Source organism: Candidatus Dormiibacterota bacterium (assembly GCA_035635555.1).
Lineage (GTDB): Bacteria > Acidobacteriota > Polarisedimenticolia > Gp22-AA2 > Gp22-AA2 > Gp22-AA3.
The window spans coordinates 39,416-60,254 of sequence record DASQAT010000004.1 but is presented as its reverse complement, the minus strand read 5'-3'; the positions used below and the strand labels follow the sequence as shown (position 1 = coordinate 60,254).

General features: G+C 69.3%; 19 protein-coding genes. 9 read left to right on the top strand and 10 right to left on the bottom strand.

The annotated features are described in order from the left end of the window. Window positions 1–44: 44 nt before the first annotated feature. A complete protein-coding gene (locus VEW47_01535) occupies window positions 45–863 on the bottom strand; it encodes a hypothetical protein (protein ID HYS03849.1) in 819 nt (272 codons plus the stop codon). A gap of 151 nt (window positions 864–1,014) precedes the next feature. On the opposite strand from VEW47_01535, the gene VEW47_01530 reads away from it, so the two are divergent. The 4 genes from VEW47_01530 (at window position 1,015) to VEW47_01515 (ending at window position 5,752) form a co-directional block, all read left to right on the top strand. Further along, window positions 1,015–2,250, top strand: coding sequence for a P-loop NTPase (locus VEW47_01530; GenBank protein HYS03848.1), 1,236 nt, complete (start codon window positions 1,015–1,017; stop codon window positions 2,248–2,250). Window positions 2,251–2,358: 108 nt separating this feature from the next. Next, the gene (locus VEW47_01525) at window positions 2,359–3,783 is read left to right on the top strand and encodes a M24 family metallopeptidase (protein HYS03847.1); all 1,425 of its coding nucleotides are present in this window, start codon (window positions 2,359–2,361) and stop codon (window positions 3,781–3,783) included. Window positions 3,784–3,906: 123 nt separating this feature from the next. Continuing rightward, window positions 3,907–4,824 (top strand): GGDEF domain-containing protein, encoded by a 918-nt coding sequence (locus VEW47_01520; GenBank protein HYS03846.1) that lies wholly within the window; start codon window positions 3,907–3,909, stop codon window positions 4,822–4,824. Window positions 4,825–4,861: 37 nt separating this feature from the next. Next, a complete protein-coding gene (locus tag VEW47_01515; GenBank protein HYS03845.1) occupies window positions 4,862–5,752 on the top strand; it encodes a GGDEF domain-containing protein in 891 nt (296 codons plus the stop codon). A 15-nt stretch (window positions 5,753–5,767) separates the two neighbouring features. On the opposite strand, the gene VEW47_01510 is transcribed toward VEW47_01515, so the two are convergent. Then, window positions 5,768–7,054, bottom strand: a complete 1,287-nt coding sequence (locus VEW47_01510; protein HYS03844.1) for a LeuA family protein — start codon at window positions 7,052–7,054, stop codon at window positions 5,768–5,770. Between the two features lie 151 nt (window positions 7,055–7,205). Here VEW47_01510 and VEW47_01505 point away from each other — a divergent pair, with 151 nt between their 5' ends. From VEW47_01505 to VEW47_01495, 3 genes are all read left to right on the top strand, one after another. Beyond that, window positions 7,206–8,009, top strand: coding sequence for a hypothetical protein (locus tag VEW47_01505; GenBank protein ID HYS03843.1), 804 nt, complete (start codon window positions 7,206–7,208; stop codon window positions 8,007–8,009). A 57-nt stretch (window positions 8,010–8,066) separates the two neighbouring features. After that, window positions 8,067–8,771, top strand: coding sequence for a hypothetical protein (locus VEW47_01500; GenBank protein HYS03842.1), 705 nt, complete (start codon window positions 8,067–8,069; stop codon window positions 8,769–8,771). Between the two features lie 67 nt (window positions 8,772–8,838). Beyond that, window positions 8,839–9,345, top strand: a complete 507-nt coding sequence (locus VEW47_01495; GenBank protein ID HYS03841.1) for a hypothetical protein — start codon at window positions 8,839–8,841, stop codon at window positions 9,343–9,345. A 320-nt stretch (window positions 9,346–9,665) separates the two neighbouring features. Here the strand turns inward: VEW47_01495 and VEW47_01490 are convergent, their stop codons facing one another. The 7 genes from VEW47_01490 to VEW47_01460 form a co-directional block, all read right to left on the bottom strand. Beyond that, window positions 9,666–10,709, bottom strand: coding sequence for a PDZ domain-containing protein (locus VEW47_01490; protein HYS03840.1), 1,044 nt, complete (start codon window positions 10,707–10,709; stop codon window positions 9,666–9,668). Between the two features lie 17 nt (window positions 10,710–10,726). Beyond that, on the bottom strand, window positions 10,727–11,947 hold the full coding sequence (locus VEW47_01485; GenBank protein HYS03839.1) for a hypothetical protein: 1,221 nt from the start codon (window positions 11,945–11,947) through the stop codon (window positions 10,727–10,729). Beyond that, window positions 11,944–12,870 carry a HEAT repeat domain-containing protein gene (locus tag VEW47_01480; protein ID HYS03838.1) on the bottom strand — a complete coding sequence of 309 codons (927 nt, stop codon included), beginning with the start codon at window positions 12,868–12,870 and terminating at the stop codon, window positions 11,944–11,946. Before VEW47_01480 ends, VEW47_01485 begins: the two co-directional genes overlap by 4 nt. After that, window positions 12,867–13,553, bottom strand: a complete 687-nt coding sequence (locus VEW47_01475) for a sigma-70 family RNA polymerase sigma factor (protein HYS03837.1) — start codon at window positions 13,551–13,553, stop codon at window positions 12,867–12,869. The genes VEW47_01480 and VEW47_01475 overlap by 4 nt, the downstream gene beginning before the upstream one ends. A gap of 132 nt (window positions 13,554–13,685) precedes the next feature. Then, window positions 13,686–14,240: an O-acetyl-ADP-ribose deacetylase gene (locus tag VEW47_01470; GenBank protein HYS03836.1), complete on the bottom strand. Its 555-nt coding sequence runs from the start codon at window positions 14,238–14,240 to the stop codon at window positions 13,686–13,688. Window positions 14,241–14,259: 19 nt separating this feature from the next. After that, a complete protein-coding gene (locus VEW47_01465; GenBank protein ID HYS03835.1) occupies window positions 14,260–15,846 on the bottom strand; it encodes an aldehyde dehydrogenase family protein in 1,587 nt (528 codons plus the stop codon). 54 nt (window positions 15,847–15,900) lie between these two features. Then, the gene (locus VEW47_01460) at window positions 15,901–17,523 is read right to left on the bottom strand and encodes a VWA domain-containing protein (protein ID HYS03834.1); all 1,623 of its coding nucleotides are present in this window, start codon (window positions 17,521–17,523) and stop codon (window positions 15,901–15,903) included. Window positions 17,524–17,867: 344 nt separating this feature from the next. On the opposite strand from VEW47_01460, the gene VEW47_01455 reads away from it, so the two are divergent. Next, window positions 17,868–18,167 carry a hypothetical protein gene (locus VEW47_01455; protein HYS03833.1) on the top strand — a complete coding sequence of 100 codons (300 nt, stop codon included), beginning with the start codon at window positions 17,868–17,870 and terminating at the stop codon, window positions 18,165–18,167. Here the strand turns inward: VEW47_01455 and corA are convergent. Continuing rightward, window positions 18,122–18,964 carry a magnesium/cobalt transporter CorA gene (gene corA, locus VEW47_01450; GenBank protein HYS03832.1) on the bottom strand — a complete coding sequence of 281 codons (843 nt, stop codon included), beginning with the start codon at window positions 18,962–18,964 and terminating at the stop codon, window positions 18,122–18,124. The two genes, VEW47_01455 and corA, sit on opposite strands and share 46 nt — an antisense overlap. On the opposite strand from corA, the gene VEW47_01445 reads away from it, so the two are divergent. Next, window positions 18,941–20,836 carry an amidohydrolase gene (locus tag VEW47_01445; GenBank protein ID HYS03831.1) on the top strand — a complete coding sequence of 632 codons (1,896 nt, stop codon included), beginning with the start codon at window positions 18,941–18,943 and terminating at the stop codon, window positions 20,834–20,836. The two genes, corA and VEW47_01445, sit on opposite strands and share 24 nt — an antisense overlap. The last annotated feature ends 3 nt before the right edge of the window (window positions 20,837–20,839 follow it).

Genomic DNA, 20,839 nt, shown 5'->3' with positions numbered 1-20,839 from the left:
CTAGCACAGGGGCTCGCCGCAGACCGCCCGCCGGGCGGGCCGTCTCAGTATGTCAGGAAGGCGCCGGCGATCACCTGGTAGTCGGGGGCGCCGTCGGACAGGGGCACGGCCACCCCGCCGCGGAAACCGCCGTGCCCCTTGCGGTTGCGCGCCTGGAAGCCCAGGGTGAGGCGGGCGTCGTCGGAGGCCCCCTCGATCCTCTCGGTCTCGAAGGTGGCCTCGATCACGAAGGTCAGGCGGGGCGAGGCTGGCAGGAGGATCGCTCCGCCGAGCAGGAAGGAGTTGTCGGTCGACGGGAGCGGCGCCGGCGGATCTCCGTTGAAGCGGATGCCGGCGTTGGCGGTGATCGACACGGCCTCCAGGTCGGCCCGCCAGGCGGCGAACATCTCGACGTCCTTCCGGCCCGTGCCGAGCCCCTTGGTCTCGTCCGCCGATGGCAGTTTCACGAGCGCCCCCACCGCCGTCCGGGACCGGCCGCCCGGGAAGCGGTACTTGGCGTAGAGATCGACGTCGGAGAGACCCGACTGGTTCGACCCCGTGTCCGGATTGACGTCCACCCAGCCGAAGCGCACACCCCCCTCGACGTCATTGACGATCTTGAAGGCCACGTTGGGTCCCAGGAAATGGCGGCTGCCGTCGGCCAGGTTGTCGTAGGTGTACTGCATCTCGACCCATCCGCCCGTGGAGACCGCCGCGTCCTCCACGAAGCGCTGGAACAGCCGCCGCTCGTTGCGGTCGCCGACGCCCCTCTTCGGCGGCGCGCCGGGCGCAGCGTAGGGCGGGGCTTGGGCCAGCGCCCTCCCGGAGGCGATCGGCAGCAGGAGGAGAAGGAGGGGGATGATGACGAAACGGTGATCGCGCATCCGGGGCCTCCGAGGTCGGGTGAAAACGCGCTTCTACCCCACTCGGGGCATGCCTGGCAAGCCCCTGCCCCTCTTCGCGGCGCCCCCCTGACGGAGCGTCACGATACCGTCAGTTGCGCGACGACCGAACTCGGCGTACTTGAAATGAAAAATGAACACTCTCTCGCGCACACATCAGCGCCGCCCCCAGATTTGGGCGGTCGGCGGCGGCAAGGGCGGCACGGGGAAGTCCCTGGTCGCGGCGAGCCTCGGCATCCACCTGTCCCAGATGGGACGCCGGGTGATCCTCGTCGACGGGGACCTGGGGGCGCCGAACCTGCACACCGTGCTCGGCCTCGCCCCCCCCGCGCTGGCCCTGAGCGACTTCGTCAAGAGGCGCTTCGAGTCGATCGAGACGGTCGTCTCCGAGACCGGCGTGCCGCGCCTGTCGCTCGTCAGCGGCGCGCGCAACAGCCTGGATATCGAGAGCCTGAAGCACTTCCAGAAGACCCGTCTCCTGCGCGTGCTGATGTCCCTCCCCGCCGATGTGGTGCTGCTCGATCTGGGGGCCGGCACGTCGCTGAACGTGCTCGACCTGTTCTCCCTTGCCGACCGAGGTCTCCTCGTCATCCTGCCCGAGCCGACGTCCGTGGAAAACTGCTATCGCTTCCTCAAGGCGGCGTTCCTCAGGCGCCTCCACCATCTCGGCCGCACGCTGGGGTACCAGTCGATCATCGACCTGGTCCTGGAGCACCGGGACCAGGCGGACGACGGCCGCCCGTCCGAGATCCTCGAGGAGATCGCACGCGTGGACTCGATGGCCGCTCAGGCCCTCTCGAGCCACGTCGAGGCCTTCGTCCCGCACCTCGTGATGAACCAGGTGCGCAGCCACGAGGACGAGGTCCTGGGGGAATCGATGGAGTGGGTGTCGGAGAGGTTCATCCGCATCCCGGTGCGCTTCGCCGGCGCCATCCCGTACGACACGACGCTGGTGCAGTGCGTCAAGGGACGGAAGGCGTACCTCGCGGAGTACCCGCGTACCCGCACCGCCGAGATGCTGCGCGCCGTCGCCGAGTCGGTCCTTGCCCGTCGGGCGGCGTCGGTTCGCCCCTTCCCCGGCCCCTGGGTCCCGGGGGCGGAGGCCTACCGTGCCCTCGACCTCCGTCCCGGCGCGCCGCAGGACGAGATCCTCGGCTCCTACATGCGGTTGCGCCGCACCCTGCGCTCCGACTCGCCGGCGCTGGCCCCGCTCGATTGCGAGACTGAACGCCGCGCCACCGTGGCCGAAGTCGAGAACGCCTACCGCACGCTGTCCCGCAACCTGTCCTCCACGGCGCCGCGCCCGGGCGGTCTGAATCTTCCCGCGCATATCCGCCGTTTTCGTGGCGGCGTCTCCCCGACCGTCTAGGAGTTCGTCCTCCCCGTTGTAGCGCGCCGCCCCTTCGACTATCATCCGCCTCACTTCTGAAAAACGAGGCACGTGTCGCCCGGAATGCGATCGGGCCAGGGAGCGGTCATGCGCAGGACGCGTCGGGAATTCGTGGTGGGATCCATGGCGGCGGTCGCGGGCGGCATGGTCGGAGCGGGTGTGAAGCCGGCGACGCCGCCGGCCGCCCCCGCGACCGGCCCGGAGAAGCCGTCTCCGGCATCGATGTCCGGATCGGCGGCCCTGATCCTGACGGATCCCGACCACCCGCAGCCGGCCACCTTCGACCGCCTCGACGAAACCTGGCACAGGCGTGCCATCGCCCGGCTGCAGGCGCGTCTTCACGAGGAGGGGATCGACGGGGCCCTCCTGCGCGACCGCTGGAACATCATCTATTTCACCGGTCTGTGGCACACATCGACCGAGCGGCCGTTCCACGTCTTCATCCCCGCGAACGGGCAGGAACCGACCTGGTTCCACCCGAGTCTCGATCGGGACCTGGTCGGTTCCTGGTGGATCAAGGACCGGGAGACCTATTTCGATTTCAAGCACGGCGAGGGAGCGTTCCCCGATCAGGGGAGGGTGCAGATGGGGGCGACGGTCGACCTCACACGCTGGATGCTCAAAGGACTCCGCAAGCGCGGCTGGGGCGGAAGGGTGATCGGCGTCGATTTCCCGATCACCGCCGATCTCCTGGACTCGGTCGCCGACGTCCTGCCATCGACGGTCATCAAGAAGGCCGGCGAGATGTGCGAACGACTGCGGATGGTCAAGACGGATGAGGAGATCGCGCTGACGCAGCGCGCCATGAACTACTTCAGCCGGATCCACGCCTTCGCCCGCGATTACATCCTGGCGCACGGCACCGACGTCACGGACTTCGACGTGCAGACGGCCGCAACCCAGTACGGCGTCGACCTGATCCTGAAGGACATCAAGCGCGACGGGAAGCCGCACACGGCCGTCGGCATCGGCGTCGAGATCGGCGTCCGCACGGGGGTCGGCACCGCCTACCCGCATCCGAACCAGTTCCACCACAATCGCATCAAGAAGGGGGATTCCCTGCAGGTCTCGGGCGACGTCAAGATCGGGGGATGCGGGGGGGAGTTGTACCGCGCCCTGCAGATCGCCCCGTGGGACTCGCCGCGGGAGAAGGTCTGGGAGGTGCACACCGAGTGCTGCCGGATCCAGGCGGACGCCTCGGCCGCCGGCGTGACCGGCTCCTACGTCGCCAAGCTGGTGCACGACCACCAGGTCAAGAACGGCATGGCGAAGTACGTCTACCACCGGCCGGCGCACGGGGAGGGGTCGGAGGGACACCAGCCGCCGTACATCGCGCTGGGGGACCACACGATGCTGGAGACCGGCATGATGTTCAGCAACGAGCCGGGCCTGTACGTCCCCGAGCAGGGGTTCGGCTACAACCACTCCGACAACGTGATGGTCACCGCGAAGCGCGGCGTGCAGATGGGAAGCGTGCCGTACACGAAAGAGTGGTGCTTCCTCAAGCTGTGAGCCGCGCCCGGGCGGTGGCCGTTGGACATCCCGCCTCTCCGGCCTAGATTGGAATCGGAGACGCCGAAGACCCGTTGCAGAATCGTAACCGGCGGGCGACCCGGCGTCAGCCGCCGGAGAAGGATGTCCCAGAAACCGCACGATCGCACCATGGCGATCGACAGATCGTCCCTCGACGCGGGACGATTCCGCAAGGAGCACGCCGCGCTGGTCGTCCTCCAGGGCGCCGAGTTCGGACGCAACTTCCGCGTGCGCCGCGGCCGGATGATCGTCGGTCGGGGATTCGGGGCGGAGATCCGGCTGGCCGACGACCTCGCATCGCGCGAGCATGCCCGCGTCGAGTGCCTCTGGGACCCTGCGACGCAGGTGACCACGTACCGGATCGTCGACCTCGGCAGCACGAACCACACCTTCGTCAACTCGACCCGCGTGGAGAGCGCCGACCTGCGGGAAGGGGACAAGATCCAGATCGGCGACACCGTCCTGAAGTTCGTCCTTCTCGACGACATCGAGGCGAAATTCCACGAGGAGGTCCGCAACCGCATCTCCTACGACCAGCTCACCGGTCTTTTGACCAAGGAATCGCTCTATCTGGCGCTCGAGATGGAGCTGAAGCGCTGCCTCCGGTACGGGCTGCCCCTGACCGTGCTGATGATGGACCTCGACCGCTTCAAGTCGGTGAACGCCACGCACGGACACCTCATGGGCAGCCACGTCCTGGCCGAGGTCGGCCGGCTGATCCGCGAGTCGATCCGTTCAGCCGACGTCGCGGCGCGTTACGGCGGGGAAGAGTTCCTCGCCTACCTGTCCGAGACCGCCCTCCCGGGGGCGACGCTGGCGGCGGAACGCGTCCGCGGCGCCATCGAGGAGCATCCCTTCACGCTGGACGGCGCAACTCTCAGGATCACCATCAGCATCGGCATCGCGGCCTGTCCCGCGCACGGCCGGGATATCGTCTCCCTGGTCCGCCGCGCCGACCTGGCCCTCTACAGGGCCAAGGAGGGCGGCCGCAACCGCACCTGCGTCGAGACGGAGGACTGAGGCGAGAACCGTGCCGGACCGACCGCATGACCGCACGATGGCCATCGACAAGGCCATCCTCGACAGTGGCCGCTTCAAGAAGACCCACGCCTCGCTCGTCGTCCTGCGCGGCGCCCAGATCGGCCGCGATTTCCGGCTGCGCCGCCGGCGCACGCTCGTGGGGCGCGGACCCGAGGTGGACATCCGGGTCCTGGACGATCTCGCCTCGCGCGAGCACGCCAGCATCGAGCACGAGTGGGATGAGGGGAGGAAGTTCGGGCGCTACGTCCTGCACGACCTCGGCAGCACCAACGGCACCCTGGTCAACAACCGTCCCGCCGAGCACATCGAGCTGAAGGAGGGGGACAAGATCCAGGTCGGCGGCACCCTCCTCAAGTTCGTGCTGCTCGACGAGATCGAAGTCCGCTATCACGAGGAGGTCCGGAACCGCATCACCTACGATCGGCTCACCGGTCTTCTCACCAAGGAATCGCTCGACTTGGCTCTGGAGATGGACCTGAAGCGCTGTCGGCGCTATGGTCTCCCGATGGCGGTCCTGATGATGGACCTCGATCACTTCAAGTCGGTCAACGACACCCACGGCCACCTGGTGGGGAGCCACGTGCTGGCGGAAGTCGGGCGCCTGATCCGCGAGTCCCTCCGCGACGACGACGTGTCGGCGCGCTACGGCGGCGAGGAGTTCATCGCCTACCTCTCCGAGCGGACCGGGCTGGAAGCGCGGCAGGCCGCCGAGCGGATACGCCGGACCATCGAGCACGAGCGGATCACCTACGCGGGGGTGGAGGTCGCCGTGACCATCAGCATCGGGGTCGCGCTGTTCCCGGCGCACGGGGACGACGTCCAGACTCTGATCGGGCGCGCCGACAAGGCCCTGTACCGCGCGAAGGAAGAGGGCCGCAACCGCGTCTCGGTCGAGCCTCTGGAATGAGACCGGCCGCGGCTGCTAGCCGCGGCGACGCGTGCCGGAACTGCGGGGACGGCCCGCGGCGGAGGCCTTCGGCGGGCCGGCCAGCTCCCGGATCTCATCCTCTTCGAGGAGCCGGTCGCTGTTCTTCGCGGCGGCGAAGATTCGATCGACCACTTCGTCCTTCGGCTCCAGGCCGTGCTGCTCCATCCAGAAGATGACGTTCGACCGGCCGCTCATCGGACCGATGCGGATCGTCTGGCGGAAGCCGAAATCGGAGGCCGGGACGCCGGAGTAGACGCGGTCGGCCAGCCACGGATCGTTCTTGCGCAGCGCCTTGATGACCGCCGCGGCGTGCACGCCGGTGCCGGTCTCGAAGGCGTCCGGGCCGACCACGGGATAGTTGGAGGGGATCGGCACCCGGCACCCTTCGGAGACCAGGCGGCAGTACTCGCCCAGACCCGTCAGGTCGCGGTCGATCCAACCGAGCAGCTTCAGGTTCACCAGGATCAGGTCCATCGGGGTGTTCCCCGCCCGCTCGCCGATGCCCAGCGCGCATCCGTGCACCCGCGTGGCGCCCGCGGCTATCGCGGCGAGCGTGTTGGCGAGTCCCAGGCCGCGATCGCGGTGGCCGTGCCAGTCGATGCCGACGTGGGCACCGCTCTCCTCGACGATCCGCGCCACGAAGCGGACCACCTGCACGGCCCCGTGGGGCGTCGCGTGACCCACCGTGTCGGTCACGCACAGACGCCGCGCCCCGCAGTCGATGGCGGTCCTGTACAGGCGCCGCAGCGTGTCGGGATGCGCGCGACAGGTGTCCTCGGTGACGTACATCACCGGAAGCCCTTCCCTGACGGCGAACCTGACCGACTCCTCCGTGCGCTGCTGAAGCAGATCGATCGACCAGTCCTCCGCGTACTGCCTGATCGCCGATGAGCCGATGAACAGGCAGGCCTCCACCGGGAGACCCGTGGACGAGGCAATCCGCGCGATCGGCTCGATGTCACGCGCCATCGTGCGCGCCGCGCAGTTCGGACGGATGGACAGCTTCTCCTCCACGATCTGCCGGCACAGCGCGGTCGAGTCGGCGACCGCCTTCGGGCCCGCGCCCGGCAGGCCGACGTCGGCCGTGTCGATGCCGAGCGCGTCCATGGCGCGCAGGATCCTGCCCTTCATCTCGATCGGCGGATCGGTGACGCTCGGTCCCTGCAGACCGTCGCGCAGCGTCTCGTCGTCGAGACCGATCGGAAGGGACGGTCTTGCCGGGAGGTCGGAGAGGTTCCAGTCGTAAACGAGATCGTCGGGATGGTCGCCGTCGCGCGCCATGCTTCGATTCTAGGACCCCCCCGATGGGGTGTCAACCGACCGTCGGGACCCCGCGTCCGCGGCCCGGTCGGAGCCCCGCGACTTGCCCTGTGGCGAGGCGGGCACTAGGTTATGCATCGCTCGTCCGGTCGCCCGGGGAGGAGGGGGATTCATGAAATCGCGCAGGATTTGCAGGCCGCTGTCGAACGCCCTGGTCTCGCTGCCGCTGGCGCTCGTTCTGCTGTGCGCCGCACCGAGTCCCGCCCTCGCGCTGGGAGACTGGATCGGCGCCGAGGGCTCGTACTGGCACCAGAGCCAGGACGGCGGCGCCTCGATCGACGGCTCGATCCTGAACGGCACGACCTTCGACTTCCACGACACTCTCGGCCTCGACAAGACCGACAACACGGTCATGGGGCGGGTCTGGTTCCGCTGGAGCAAGACGCGGCTGGTGTTCGATTATTTCGACTCGTCCAGGTCGGGAGACACGACTCTCGGTCAGTCGTTCGTGTTCGACGACAAGCTCTACACCGCCGGCCAGAACTTGAAGAGCGACCTCGACGTGAAGCTCCTCCAGGGCAAGTTCCTGTTCAGCATCGCCGACCTGAAGCTGGTGGACGTGGGGCTCGGTCTGGGCGTGAACCAGGCCAAGATCAAGATGGACCTCAAGGGCTCCGTGAGCGGCCAGGCCTCGCTGGACCAGAGCGTCCCCTACCCGACCCTGGCGGCCTACGTCACGATCAAGCCGCTGCCCGGTTTCCACATCAAGGCGGAGCTGAACGGCGTGCAGGCGACCGTGTCGGGGACGCACGTGGACATCATCGACGCCCGCGTGCAGGCCGAGATGTACGTGGCCCACGTCCTCGGGTTCTTCGCCGGGTACCGCCAGTTCCGCTTCGACGTCACCGACAAGGACTTCGGCTCGGTCAACAACACCTACAAGGGGCCGTACATCGGCGTCGGAGTGAAGTTCTAGCGGATCGAAAGGCGCCCGGCCCCGCTCCACCCGCCGCTCGTGTAGGATTGGGCCTCGATGCCACCGGGGCCGAGCGTCCGCGTCCTCCTGTTCAACCCGGACCGTCCCGCGACCCGGCCTGCGATCGACTGGATCGTCGAGCGCCAGCGGCATGCACGCGTGATCGTTCCGCCCTCTCTCTGGCGCCCGGAGCTCCTGCCGGCTCGCGCCCTGCACGAGCCGTTCCTTCCGGCCGACTCCGACGCCGCGCTTCAGGCCACCGAGCTGTCGGCGTCCCTGTCCCCGCACCGGGGAGGCGCCGGGATCGTCGTGGAGGCGACGATCCTCGCGCTTTTGGAGGGCGGCGCCGTCATCGCCGCGGACACCGGGATGTTCCGCGATCTCATCCCCCTGTCCTCCTGGTCGATGAACCTGCCGGAGCGCCCGACGGACGGCCTGCTCGTGCAGCACCTCGGGATCGCGGGGCGGGTGCGCGAGGCGTGGAGCGACGCCTCCGGGGAGGCCCTGGATGCAATCCTCTCCGCCGACGCCCCGCGGCTGGCGCGCGCGGCACGCGCCCGACGCCTCAGGGCGCGCAGGGACGGCCCGGATCGATTCGGCAGGCTCGCGAAGAAGAGCGCCGGCCTGCGGCCCGCCGTCGTCTACCTCGATCTCCTCGCGTCACCCGGGGCGGGCACCGCGGCGTTCGCGGATCGGCTGCGCCTTCTCGACCGGACGCGCGCCCTGTCACTCCTGTCGGTCGCCGCGGCGGTGTTCATCTGAGCGGCCCCCGGTCCACGTGGAAGTGTTACCCTCGGGACCGAACGTCCCATGCGAAGGAGACGACTCCATGCGACTGAACGGAACATTCACACCGGGTCGGGGATGGCGCGCGATCGCGGTCACCTCCCTGGCGATCCTGGCGACCGCGGCCGGCGCGCCCGGCGAAACGACTCCGGACAAGGGTCGAGAACCGGCGTGCGATGCCATCCAGAAGCTGCCCGCGGTGGCGCAGGCCGAGGTCATGGCCGTCGCCCGCATCCTGGCGCTCAAGCCGGCGATGGCGATCGACTTCGCCTCCAAGACCGGCGAGATGTGCCTCAACACCGGCGGACCGGTGATGGCGCACTACAGCACGAAGCCCGAGGACACAGACGAGGACATCGTCTACTTCATCGACGCCGCCCCGCTGGTCGCGAAGGGCTTGCGCCTGTCGGAATTTCCCGCCATCGACCCGCAGCGGGGGACGATGAAGCCCGGCGCCTGGTATCGCTATGAGGGGAAGGGAACGGAGCCGCATCACGGCATGGAGATGAAGGACCGGACCTGGCTCATCGTGGCCATCGACGTGCAGTAGGAGTGTCGGCGCATGAGATGGATCCCCAGGAGGCACAGCGGCACCGTCGCCGCGACCAGGTACAGAGCACGTCCCACCCGAGATCCGGTGGCGTACGTCCCAGGCCCAGCTCGCGGATGACGCGCGCCGCGTGAGTCGTCGGCCATTTTCCGAAGGTTACGGGATACCGGGGCCGGGTGGCAAGGGCCGACACAGGCCCCCGGGGGGGAGCCCGGCGCCCCCTGCGGGGCGCCGGGCCGTGCCGACTGACAGCGCTTTGAGGTGGGAGGAACGGCCCGGGCGAAGTCCGCGGCCCCCGCCGGAGGACGGGAGCCTGAGTTCTAGATATCGTCGTCCGCCGCGCCTGACCGGGCTTCCAACTCGGCCTGCGCCGCCTCCAGCCTGGCCCTGGCCTGATCCATCCTGCTGCGGACGCGCTCCTGGATGAGGGCGGCGAGGTCGGCCTGCTTCTGGTGGCGCTCCCTCTGCGGATCCCTGGAGCGCGACTCCTCCTGCTCCTCCTCGGGAGGCTCCTCCGGCTTGGGCAGCGTGACGGTGACGTTCTGCTCACGGCGGTCGCGCACGATGCTGATCGGGAAGGCCTTGCCGCGGTGGCCGCGCAGGAGGCTCCGCAGATCGGCGGCGTCGGAGATTCTCTCGCCGTCCACTTTCACGATCACGTCCCCGGCGCGCAGCCCTGCGCTCTCCGCGGGGCTCCCCTTCTTGACCGAGCGCACCAGCACCCCGTCTCCGCTTTTCACGCCGAAGTACTCGCCGAGCTGATCGCCGAGGTTCTCGACGGAGACCCCCAGGCGCGAGGAGGACGGGACGCTCCCGAGGAACGGTATGTCCGGCAGGTCGATGTCGGGCATCTCGATAGGCGGGATCTCGATCCGCCTGTGGAACATCCCCCCGTGCTCCTCACCGTCGTGCTCGGCGACCTTGACCTTCACCACCCGCGTCTCCCCATCGCGCAGCGTCTTGACCGTCACGGTGCGGCCGGGCGGAGTCTCGCGCACCATGCGCGTGAGCTGCATGGCGCCCTCGATGCGCGTCCCCTGGTACTCGAGGATCACGTCTTTCTTCTGAAGACCAGCCTCCTCGGCGGGGCTGCCCGGCATCACGGAGGTGACCTCGGCACCGGTCTCCTCCTTCATGCCCAGCTCCTTTGCCCTTTCGGAAGTGATGTCGGCGATGCTGACGCCGAGCCACGAGCCCTCCGACGACATGAAGATCATGTGGTCGCGGGGGGCGCGGGGCGCCGGCCGCGGAGTGGACGGCGTCTCTCCGGAGGCCGGGGACGGCGGCGGCGCCGGCCGCGCGGCCGAGGCCGGGGCGGCGGCGAGCAGGAGCAGCGTTGCCAGGACGACGGGCGTTCTCGACATGGACGTGACCTCCCGGTTCATGGTTCGGTTATCTTGGTCTTCTGGATAGCGATGTGGCCGTCGAGGGTCCGGATCTTGATGAGCGAGCCCCCACCGGCGATGGAGCCTTCGCCGATCTCGACCGGCCGGCCGGCGTCCTCCGCCTCACGGTAGACGCGCAGCGGGAAGGCGCTCTTGATTCGGTTCCCCTTCGAATTGTCGACGACGGCGCGGATGGTCAACGGCAGGGTCTCGGGCACCTCCAGCGTGACGTCCCCCTGCCACGTCTGCAGGTCTGAATCGAACAGCGAGCGGGCCGTCCCGAGAAGCTCGGCCTGGATGCTCCCCGCCGAGGTGACCGCCCGGATCGGTCCCCCGATCCCCTTGAGGAAGATGGGACCCGCTCCGCTCTCGCAGCGCACACCGCCCCCCGCCGAGGTGATCCGGATGCTGCCGCCGCCGGTCGCGGCCGTCACCTCGCCCTTCGAGCGTCCGACGCTGATGCTCCCTCCCGATGTCTGCGCCGACACGTCGCCATCGGCCGACTCGACGAGCACGTTCCCGCCGCCGGTCTCGGCGCGCACCTGGTCGGAGACGCTCCTGATCACGACGTCGCCGCCGGACGTCTGCGCCACCACTTCTCCGGCCGCCGACTCCAGGCGCACGTTCCCCCCGGCCGTGATCAGCCGGGCCGCCGCCCCGACGGTGCCGACGTCGATGTTCCCGCCGCGCGTCTCGGCCTTGAGCGTCCCGCCCAGACGGTCGACCGTGATGTTGCCGCCGCGCGTGGCGAGGGTCGCCCGGCCCGCGAGCCCGCTCGCCGCGACGTCCCCTGCACCGGTCACGACCTCGATCTCCTCGGTCTTCGCCGGCACTTCGATCTCGAAATCGGCCGACAGATCGCGCGCCGCCCCCGCAGCGGAGGCCTGGCCCCGGAACAGGAGCACGCCGCCGATCATCGAGGCGCTCATCTGCATCCCGTCGAGGAGGCGCCGCGCCGCGGCGTCGTCTCCTCCCCGGGTGCGCACGTGGATGCGGTAGCGGACTACGGGGCCGGAGCCGGCCCGCACGGTCACCGATCCGAGGTCGGTCTCGATGCGGATGCGGGTCGCCGGCTCGCGCACCACCCCCGCGATCTCGTGCACCAGGAAGCGCCCCTCTGCGTAATAGCGCGCCTCCTGGGCGCGGAGCGAGGCGGCCACGGCGCAGGCGCAGAGCACGGCGATCACCCAGGAGCGGAGAACGGGACGCCGGCTCATCGCGCGCGCTCCTGCGGCAGCATCTCGCTGACCAGGGCGGCCGAGCGCAGGCGCACGTACTCGTTGGGATCCTGGTCGGCCAGCCGTTTCAGCACCGCCAGCGTCTCGGGGCCTCGCGTCCCCTGGAGCGCGTCGACGGCCCGCACGCGCACTCCAGGATTCGTGTCCTTCACGAGCGCATCGATGATGGCGCCGCGTACTTCGGGGTCGTCGGCCGCGCGCCCCCTCAGGGCCTCGAGGGCCTTGAGCCGGGCGCCGGCGTTGTCGTCGTCGCGCACCGCGCGCACGAGGGCGGCGCGCACCTCGCGATCGTCGACGTGACCGCGCAGAACGTCGAGGGCTTCCAGCCGCAGCCCGGCATTCCGGCTGTCGCGCACCGTGTCGACCAGCACCCGGCGGATCCGCGGGTCGCCCGCTGTCCCCGAGAGGGACGTACGTCGCAGCGTGTCGTAGGTCAGGCTGATCCGGTCGGAGAGCGGATCGGTCTCGTGGAAATCGACGTTGGCGATCGTGGTCCCCGCCTCCAGGGCCGTCTCCGGGCGGGCCCCCAGCGACGAGAGCCCCGATCCGGGAAAGACGCGGCCGAAGGCGAAGCCTGCCGCGAGCAGAGCCGTGGCCCACGCGGGCGACAGCCGCACTCTCCAGCCTCGGAGCGCCGCGGCGGTCCCGGAACGACTCCCCGCGGTCGTCGCTCCGCCCAGGGCCCGGTGCAGGTCCTCGCGACATCGTCGCAGAAGATCCGGGGCGGGCTCCCCTTCCGACGAGCGGGCGACGAGCTCCATCAGCCGCCGCTCCTCCTCCAGCACGGCCGCGCAGGTCGGGCAGTCATGAAGATGCGTCTCCAGGTCGCGGCGCTCCGCCTCCTCCAGCTCGTCGTGGATCATCATCACGATGGATTCGCGGTTCTTTTCACAGAGCATCATTCCACCCCATTCGCCCTCTCGGGTCGGCCCCCGAGTCGGACGGTTCTGTCGCGAGATGGGGCCCGGCCGGACGCCCCATCGGCCGCGATCTCTCTGAGGTCGGCGAGCGCCGCGCGCAGTCGCTGGTGCGCCCGGTACAGGCAGTTCCGGATCGTCTGGTCGGAGGTCTCCAGGATCTCCGCGATCGCGGCCAGGCGCAGCCCCTGGTCGTGCCGCAGCTCGAACACCAGCCGCTCGCGCTCCGGCAGGAGCGCGAGCGCCTCGACGACGCGGCGGCGCACTTCGCCCGATTCGAGGACCCTCTCAGGATCGCTCCCCGGCCGCCGGTCGACCAGAAGCCGGGCCGCCTCGACGGTCCAGCGGTCCCCGCGCTCGCCGTCGAGCGGGAGAAGCGGAGCGTTCCGCCGTCCGGCCCGGTGCCGGCGCGTGTGGTCCAGGCACAGGTTCGTGACGATCCTGTAGAGCCAGGTCCCGAAGGAGCACTCGCCCCGGAACTCGCCGATCGTGCTGAACGTCCTGAGAAACGCCTCCTGGTAGATCTCACGCGCCTCCTCCTCGGACCGCACGATCCTGAGCGCCAGCCGGAGCACGCCCGAGTCGTAACGGCGCACCAGGTCCTCGAATGCCACAGCACTCCCCCGCTGCGCCTCGCCGATGAGTCGAGCCTCATCCGGTGGATTCACGTTCCCCGGCTCTCCGCTGGCCCCCTGCATCTTCATTGGACGCATTCCGCGCGTTGATGTGAGCAGGATAAGCGAACGGACGGGTGGTGACGACCCGAAGCCACGTGGGGGCGACCCGGGCCCCGTCGCGACTCAGGATCCGGAGGGGGTGCCGTCAATCAAAGGGGCGTAGACCGCGTAGTCCCGAGCGCTGAAGACGACGAACCGCACCTCGCGCGGACGGCCGTGCTCGGTCACGAAAGCCGCCACAGCGTCGCAGGCGATGCGGGCGGCCCGCTCGACGGGGAATCCGTAGATCCCGGTGCTGATGCAGGGGAAGGAAACGGACTCCGCGCCGACGGCGAGGGCCTGGGCCAGGCTGGCGGCGTAGGCGCTGCGGAGCGCCGCGTCCTCGCCGTGGCCGCCCCCCCGCCACACCGGCCCCACGGCATGGATGACGAAGCGCGCCTTCAGCCGGCCGCCCCCGGTGACGACCGCCTGTCCCGTGGGGCAGCCCCCCTGCCTGGCCACGATCGAGCGGCACTCTTCGAGGATCTGCGGGCCGCCCGCCCGGTGGATCGCGCCGTCGACGCCTCCGCCGCCCAGAAGGGATGTGTTGGCGGCGTTCACGATCGCGTCGGTGTCCTGCAGGGTGATGTCCCCCTGGACCAGGACGAGCCTCGAGTCGCCGACCGTAAGCACCTGCATGACCGGCCCCCTCGAGGGCCTACCCCTTGATCAGCGTGCGGCTCTGCTCCCGCATGAACTGGGCGGCGTAGTAAGGTCCGCCGGAGGACTTGCCCGACGAACCGCTCCCCTTCCAGCCTCCGAAGGGGTTGATCCCGGGCCAGGCGCCGGTCGTGGCGCCGGCGCGCCGGTTGACGTAGACGACCCCCGCTTCGATCCGATCGAAGAACTTCTTGATCTCCGTTTCGTCCCGGCTGAACAGACCCGCGGTGAGACCATACTCGGTCCGGTTCGCAAGCTCGATCGCCTCCTCGAACGTGTCGAACTCCCACAGGCAGGTGATCGGCAGGAACATCTCGTCGTGCATCAGCCGGTGCTCCTTCGGCAGCCCGCCGATGAGGGTCGGCTTCACGAAGAATCCGTGGTCGTACGGCTCGCCGCGCAGCAGCTCGCCACCCGCCAGGATCTTTCCGTCCTTTCTGCCGATCTCGACGAACCGGGCGTACTTGTCGTGGGCCGCCTTGTTGATGACCGGACCGAGCCAGTTCTCCTTCCTGACCGGATCTCCGATGGCGATCCGGTTCGTCTTCTCGACCAGGAGGTCGGCGAACGGCCGGGCCACGGACTTGTGCACGTAGATGCGCGAGCAGGCGCTGCACTTCTGTCCCTGCAGACCGAAGGCGGATTTCAGGACACCGTCCGTCGCCGCCTCGAGATCGGCGCTGGCGGCGATGATCGCAGGATTCTTGCCGCCCATCTCGGCGATGCACGGCTTCGGATAGGAGCGCGAGAATTTCCTGAAGATGTCGAAGCCGACTTCGCGCGAGCCCGTGAACAGGATGCCGTCGGCGCCCGCGTTCGTCACCAGCTCGTCTCCGACGCTCGACCCCGGACCCGTCACGTAGTTGAAGACTCCCTCCGGCAGTCCGGCTTCGCGGTAGCATTCCGCCAGGGCGTAGCCGGTCATCGGCGTGTCGGTCGCCGGCTTGAAGACGACCGTGTTCCCTCCCAGGAGCGCCCCCGATGAGGGCCCTCCCGAGAGCGCCATCGGGAAATTGAAGGGGGAGATGATGACCCAGACTCCGAACGGGCGCAGGACGTCCCGGTTGTCCTCCTTGTCGGACAGCCGGTCCATAGGCTCTTCGAACCCCTGGTGTCTTTCCAGCTGGTCGCAGTAGTAGTTCATCAGGTCGGCCGTCTCCTGGCCGTCCCCCATCGCCTCCAGGCGGTTCTTGCCCACCTCCAAGCTCATGAGAGCGGCGATGTCGTAGCGGCGCTTCTCGATGATCGACGCGGTCTTGCGGATGAAGGCGACCCGCTCTCGCCAGGGGAGGTCGCGCCAGACGGTCTCGTACGCCTTGCGCGCGGAGGCGATCGCCGCCTGGGCGTCGGCGCGGGAGCCGCTCGCGAAACGGCCGAGCACGATACGGGTGTCGCTCGGACTCGTGTCGGCGAACGTTTCCTTGGCCGGGATTTCCCGGCCGCCGATGAGGAGGCCGTGCGTCTTCCCCAGAGCCCCCTTGACCCTTTCGACCGCCTCGTCGTACGCCTTGTTGAACTCGGGAGTCTGGCCCGCCGCCAGGGTCGCGTAGGTCACCTTGGGGGCGGCCGAACGGGTATCAGCCATCGTCGCTCACCTCCTGCTGGAAGATCCGCATTCTATCCCAAGGCGCGCGTCACGTCAGCGCCGCAGGAGGTCGCGCGCCAGCTCCCTGAGGCGGGGGTCCGTCTCCCGCGCGATGTAGTCCTCGATCACCCCGCGGGCCGCGGGCCCGGCGATGGTCACGATTGCGCGTGCCGCCGCCTCGCGCACCTCGGGAACGGGGTCGGACAGGACGGCGCGCAGCGGCGTGATCCCCCCGCTCAGCCCCAGGTCTCCGAGGGCCCGCGCCGCCGCGACGCGGGCGGCCGACCCGCCGTCGCGGAGCGCTGTCGACACCGGCACGAGCGCCCGCTCGTCACCGACGCGCCCCAGGGCGGCGAGAAGGCTCTCCAGCCGCAGGCCGGCCGGCTCCGCTGCCGTCAGCCTCACGACCTCCCCGAGGAGGAGCGGCGTCGCCCGGCCGGCGAACAGGACGAGGGAATCGACCGCCGCAGCCCGGACCGGGGGGAGGGGATCCCCCATGAGATCCACGAGCGCCGGCATCCCCCCTTCGTCGCCCAGCCGCCCGAGCCCCCGGGCCACGAGGTCCCGCACCCTCTCATCCGGGTCGGCCGCCGCCTTGAGCAGGACCGGCAGCGAGCGCTCGGAGGGAAGGAACGACAGCTCGTACACCGCGTCGGCGCGCACCTGGGCCCCGTCATCGAGAAGATCGCGACGCAACGCCTCGAAATTGTCGCGCGCTGCCGTGAATCCACGCACCGTCGTGACGGTGAGATCGGGTCGCAGCACCTCGACCCTGATTCGTCTGCGTCTCTTCCCGGCCTGCTGCGGGTCGACGTCGTACCCCACGTAGTACTGGCTCTGGAACTCCTCGCCCAGGCGGGCGAAGAGCGTCTCGAGATCCCCCCCGGTGTAGAGAAGGCGGCCGCCCGTCTCTTCGACGAATCCTTCGAACGGCAGCCAGGAAGTCGTGCTCATCCCCGGACGGACGCCGTAGACCGTCGTCCCGGTCCTGAAGCACAGCCGGATCAGGTCCTGCAGGTAGAGCGACTGGAAGACCGAGCCGCCGCGCTCGATGTCGTTGTCCAGGCCGTCGCTCACGACCAGGATCACCTTGCGCCCCGCGCGGGAGCGCAGGTCGCGCAGCGTCGTCTCGATGGATCGGAAGATCGCCGTGCCCCCGAAGGCGGTGCCGACCCGCTTCAGGGTCTTTTCCGGATCGCCCGGGTCGCCGGTGAAATTCTGCAGGACGGTCAGATCGTCGTTGAACTTGGCGACCATGATCTCGTCCCCCGGCCGCAGCGTCGCCAGGAGCGCCTGCGCCGCCTCGCGCACCTTCTTCACCTGGCTCCCCATGCTGTAGGACAGATCGAGGAGCACGGCGACCGACAGCGGCCGGTCGCGTCGCGTCCCCTCCGGGCCGAAATCGGCCAGCTCCATCTCCTCGCCGTCCTCCAGCACGCGGAAGTCGTCCCGTGACAGGCCGCGAACGGGCTTCCCCTGCCGCTCGACCACGGTCACCGTCAGTCCGACCCGGAGGTAGGGCCTCTGGACCACCCTCACGTATTCGCGCAAAGGAGTCGTGGCCGGCGGGGGCGTGGAGACGGCCGGTTCACCGGCGCGCGGCGCGCCGATGGAACCGAAGGAGAGCAGAAGAGTCACGAAGGCCAGACTCAGGAGCTGGAGCCGTCGGACGATCATGGCCGGGCGCCTCATGGCCTATTGTCCACCCGAAGCGGGACCTGTGTCAGCGGCCAGTCTGCGATCGAGGGGCGCTGATGCAGCGCCTTGACTGTCGCCAATCTGCCGGCGGCCTCAGGCGTCCCCCGTGCGAGGCGGGCCGCAACGCGGCACGGCGATTTCGAACCGTGCCATGCGCCGCGGTTGGGCGCCGGCTTACCCGCGCGTGTGAGCATGAGCCGCGCCGCGCTGCGGCCCGCCTCGCACACCGGGGCCCCCAGGGGCCGGCAGGTCTGGCGCAGGACGGCCCCGTGTGCGAAGATGCGCCGACGCCGTGGACAAGGCGCGACGGCGACGAGGGACGGATGAAGAGCCTCGAAGAGACCTACCGCAGGCCGATCGGCGAGGAGCTGTCCTACGTGTGCGATCGTCTGAAGGCGGACGAGGTGGAGATCCTGGGCAAGGCGTTGCGGCGCGGGCTGCTCGAGATCTACAAGGCGGTCGTCCTGCACGAGCTCGCGACCGGACGCATCGACCGCAAGGAGGCGTCGCACCGCCTCGGCAGCCGGGTCGTGGAGCGCTCACTGTCGGAGCGGAAGGCCGCGATCGCGGGGCGCCCTCAGCGACCCGGGCCGCGAAAGATTCCGCGCCGGCGGAACAGGTAGTACATCAGTCCGGCGACCGCGGCCATCAGGCCGTAGGCGAAGAGTGAACCGTGCTTCCAGCGGAGCTCCGGCATGTCCTGGAAGTTCATGCCGTAGATGCCGGTGATCAGGGTCAGCGGCATGAACAGCGTGGTGATGACCGTGAGGGCCCGCATGATCTCGTTGGTCCGGTTCGAGACGATCGACAGGTGGGCCTCCAAAGCACCCGCGACCAGCTCGCGGTACGAGTCGGCCAGGTCGGTGATCCGGACCAGATGGTCGTAGACGTCGCGCAGGTAGATGGCGCTGCGCTCGTCGATCAACGAGAACTCGCGCCGGCTGAGACGCAGGAGGGTCTCGCGCTGGTGACCGGAGAAGCGGCGCAGACGGACCAGCGCCTTGCGCAGGCCAAAGACATCCTGCAGGATGGCCGAGGTCGTGGCCTCGAAGCAGGCCTTCTCGATCTCCTCGATCCGCTTCTGGAAGTTCTCCATCAGGGGCAGGTACAAATCAACTTGATGATCGAGCGTCCGGTAGAGGATCATCCCCGGCCCGTGGGCCATGAGGAGCGGGTTCTTGCGGACGCCGTCGAGGGCCGCCTCGACGCTTCTGGACTTCTCGCCGTGGTAGGTGACGAGGTAGTTAGGTCCCAGGAAGATCGACAGCTGCCGGGTGCGGAACTCGCGCGCCGAGCTTTCGGGATGAACACCGTGCGTCAGGATGAAGAGATAGGAGCCGTAGTCGTCGATCTTCGGGTTGTGGCGCCGCGATTCGCAGTCTTCGAGGGTCAGAGGATGAAACCGGAACACCGAGGTCAGAACGTCCGAGTCGTCCTTGCCCGGCCCGCTGAGGTCGATCCAGAGCGTCGTGCCCGTGGCGGCGAGGAGGGCGGGCAGCCGATCCTTCGCGATTCCCTCTTCGATCCGTCCGTCGGGATGGCAGGCGACGATGGAGAGCAGTCCGCACCTCCGCCGCGGCGGATGATAGCACGCGCCTTCGTCCCGCTCGCCCTGGCGTGTCTCGCCGCGGGCTGCACGGCGGCCCCGCCCGAGCCGCCGGCCGACCTGCTGATCGTCGGCGGCCGGGTCTACACGGTCGAGCCGGAGCGGCCCTGGGCCGAGGCGGTGGCGGTGCGCGGCGATCGCATCGTCAGGGTCGGTACCGAGAAGGATGTCCGGGCCCTCAAGGGGCCGTCGACCCGCGAGTACGACGCGCGCGGCGGCGTCGTCCTCCCGGGGTTCAACGACTCCCACTCGCATTTCCTGGACGGCTCGCTCGGCCTGGACCAGGTGGACCTGACCGGTGCCGTGACCCTGGACGAGATCCAGGGGCGCGTGCGGCGCTACGCGGCCGACCATCCCGACGAACCCTGGATCCTGGGATCCGGGTGGCTGTACTCGACGTTCCCGGAGCGCCTGCCGGGTCGCAAGGATCTCGACGCGGCCGAGACGCGCCGGCCGGTCTTCCTGTATTCCTACGACGGCCACTCGGGATGGTGCAACAGCGCGGCCCTGCGGGCGGCCGAGATCACGGCCCGCACGCCGCAGCCGCCCCCGAGCCAGGGGGAGATCGTCAAGGACCGGAAGACCGGCGAGCCGACCGGGGCCTTGAAGGAGGGGGCCATGGGGCTCATGGAGCGCGTCCTCCCGAAGCCGTCGCACGACAGGAAGATCGCGGCGCTCCTGAAGGGGATGAGGCTGGCCAACAGCTTCGGAATCACGAGCGTCCAGAACTGCAGCGGCGGCCAGGACGAGATCGATCTGTACGCCGAGATGCAGAAGGACGGCCACCTCACGGTGCGCACCTCCACCGCGTTCCCGATGCCCGAGAATCCGGTCCAATTGACCGATTCCCTCGTCGCGCGGATCCTGGCGGCGCAGCGGGCCCACCACGATCACTTCGTGCGCGCCGGCACCGTGAAATTCTTCGCCGACGGAGTCATCGAGTCGAACACCGCCGCGATGCTCGCTCCCTACTCCAACGACAAGGCGCTCCGGGGGACGCCCCGTTACGACGCGCGCCAGCTGCAGGCGATGGTGCGGCGGGTGGACGCCGCCGGCTTCCAGATCTACATCCACGCCATCGGCGACGCCGCCGTGCGCCTGTCGCTCGACGCCATCGAGGCGGCGGAGCGCGAGCACCCCGGGCTGAAGCGGCGCCACCGCCTGGAGCACATCGAGACGATCGACGCCTCCGACATCCCGCGCTTCGGCTCGCTCGGGGTCATCGCCAGCATGCAGCCGTACCACGCCTACCCGGAGCCGAACCTCCTCAACGTGTGGGCCGTCAACGTCGGCCCCGAGCGGGTCGGGCGCGCCTTCGCCTGGAACAGCATCGCCCTGAGCGGAGGCCGGCTGGCGTTCGGCAGCGACTGGCCGGTGGTGACGATGGACGTGATGATCGGCCTGCACAACGCGGTGCTGCGCCAGGACACGGACGGCCGGCCCGAGGGAGGGTGGATCCCGCGGGAGCGCGTGACCCTCGAGCAGGCGATCGCCGCGTACACGATCAACGGCGCCTACGCGTCGTTCGAGGAGGACGTCAAGGGATCGATCAAGGAAGGGAAGCTGGCCGACCTGGTCGTCCTCAAGCCCGACATCTTCCAGGCGCCGCCGCTCGACATCCACAAGGCGAAGGTCCTCCTCACGCTGTTCGACGGCCGGGAGGTGTACCGCGCGGAGGGTGACTGATCC

Bases quoted from the DNA above. Each gene is read 5' to 3' on its own strand.
- VEW47_01490 (HYS03840.1), bottom strand. From the start codon at position 10,709: ATGTCGAGAACGCCCGTCGTCCTGGCAACGCTGCTCCTGCTCGCCGCC.
- VEW47_01445 (HYS03831.1), top strand. From the start codon at position 18,941: ATGAAACCGGAACACCGAGGTCAGAACGTCCGAGTCGTCCTTGCCCGG.
- VEW47_01530 (HYS03848.1), top strand. From the start codon at position 1,015: ATGAACACTCTCTCGCGCACACATCAGCGCCGCCCCCAGATTTGGGCG.
- VEW47_01460 (HYS03834.1), bottom strand. From the start codon at position 17,523: ATGATCGTCCGACGGCTCCAGCTCCTGAGTCTGGCCTTCGTGACTCTT.
- VEW47_01495 (HYS03841.1), top strand. From the start codon at position 8,839: ATGCGACTGAACGGAACATTCACACCGGGTCGGGGATGGCGCGCGATC.
- VEW47_01510 (HYS03844.1), bottom strand. From the start codon at position 7,054: ATGGCGCGCGACGGCGACCATCCCGACGATCTCGTTTACGACTGGAAC.
- VEW47_01515 (HYS03845.1), top strand. From the start codon at position 4,862: ATGGCCATCGACAAGGCCATCCTCGACAGTGGCCGCTTCAAGAAGACC.
- VEW47_01505 (HYS03843.1), top strand. From the start codon at position 7,206: ATGAAATCGCGCAGGATTTGCAGGCCGCTGTCGAACGCCCTGGTCTCG.
- VEW47_01455 (HYS03833.1), top strand. From the start codon at position 17,868: ATGAAGAGCCTCGAAGAGACCTACCGCAGGCCGATCGGCGAGGAGCTG.
- VEW47_01480 (HYS03838.1), bottom strand. From the start codon at position 12,870: ATGATGCTCTGTGAAAAGAACCGCGAATCCATCGTGATGATGATCCAC.
- VEW47_01470 (HYS03836.1), bottom strand. From the start codon at position 14,240: ATGCAGGTGCTTACGGTCGGCGACTCGAGGCTCGTCCTGGTCCAGGGG.
- VEW47_01500 (HYS03842.1), top strand. From the start codon at position 8,067: ATGCCACCGGGGCCGAGCGTCCGCGTCCTCCTGTTCAACCCGGACCGT.
- VEW47_01465 (HYS03835.1), bottom strand. From the start codon at position 15,846: ATGGCTGATACCCGTTCGGCCGCCCCCAAGGTGACCTACGCGACCCTG.
- VEW47_01485 (HYS03839.1), bottom strand. From the start codon at position 11,947: ATGAGCCGGCGTCCCGTTCTCCGCTCCTGGGTGATCGCCGTGCTCTGC.
- VEW47_01535 (HYS03849.1), bottom strand. From the start codon at position 863: ATGCGCGATCACCGTTTCGTCATCATCCCCCTCCTTCTCCTCCTGCTG.
- VEW47_01520 (HYS03846.1), top strand. From the start codon at position 3,907: ATGTCCCAGAAACCGCACGATCGCACCATGGCGATCGACAGATCGTCC.
- VEW47_01525 (HYS03847.1), top strand. From the start codon at position 2,359: ATGCGCAGGACGCGTCGGGAATTCGTGGTGGGATCCATGGCGGCGGTC.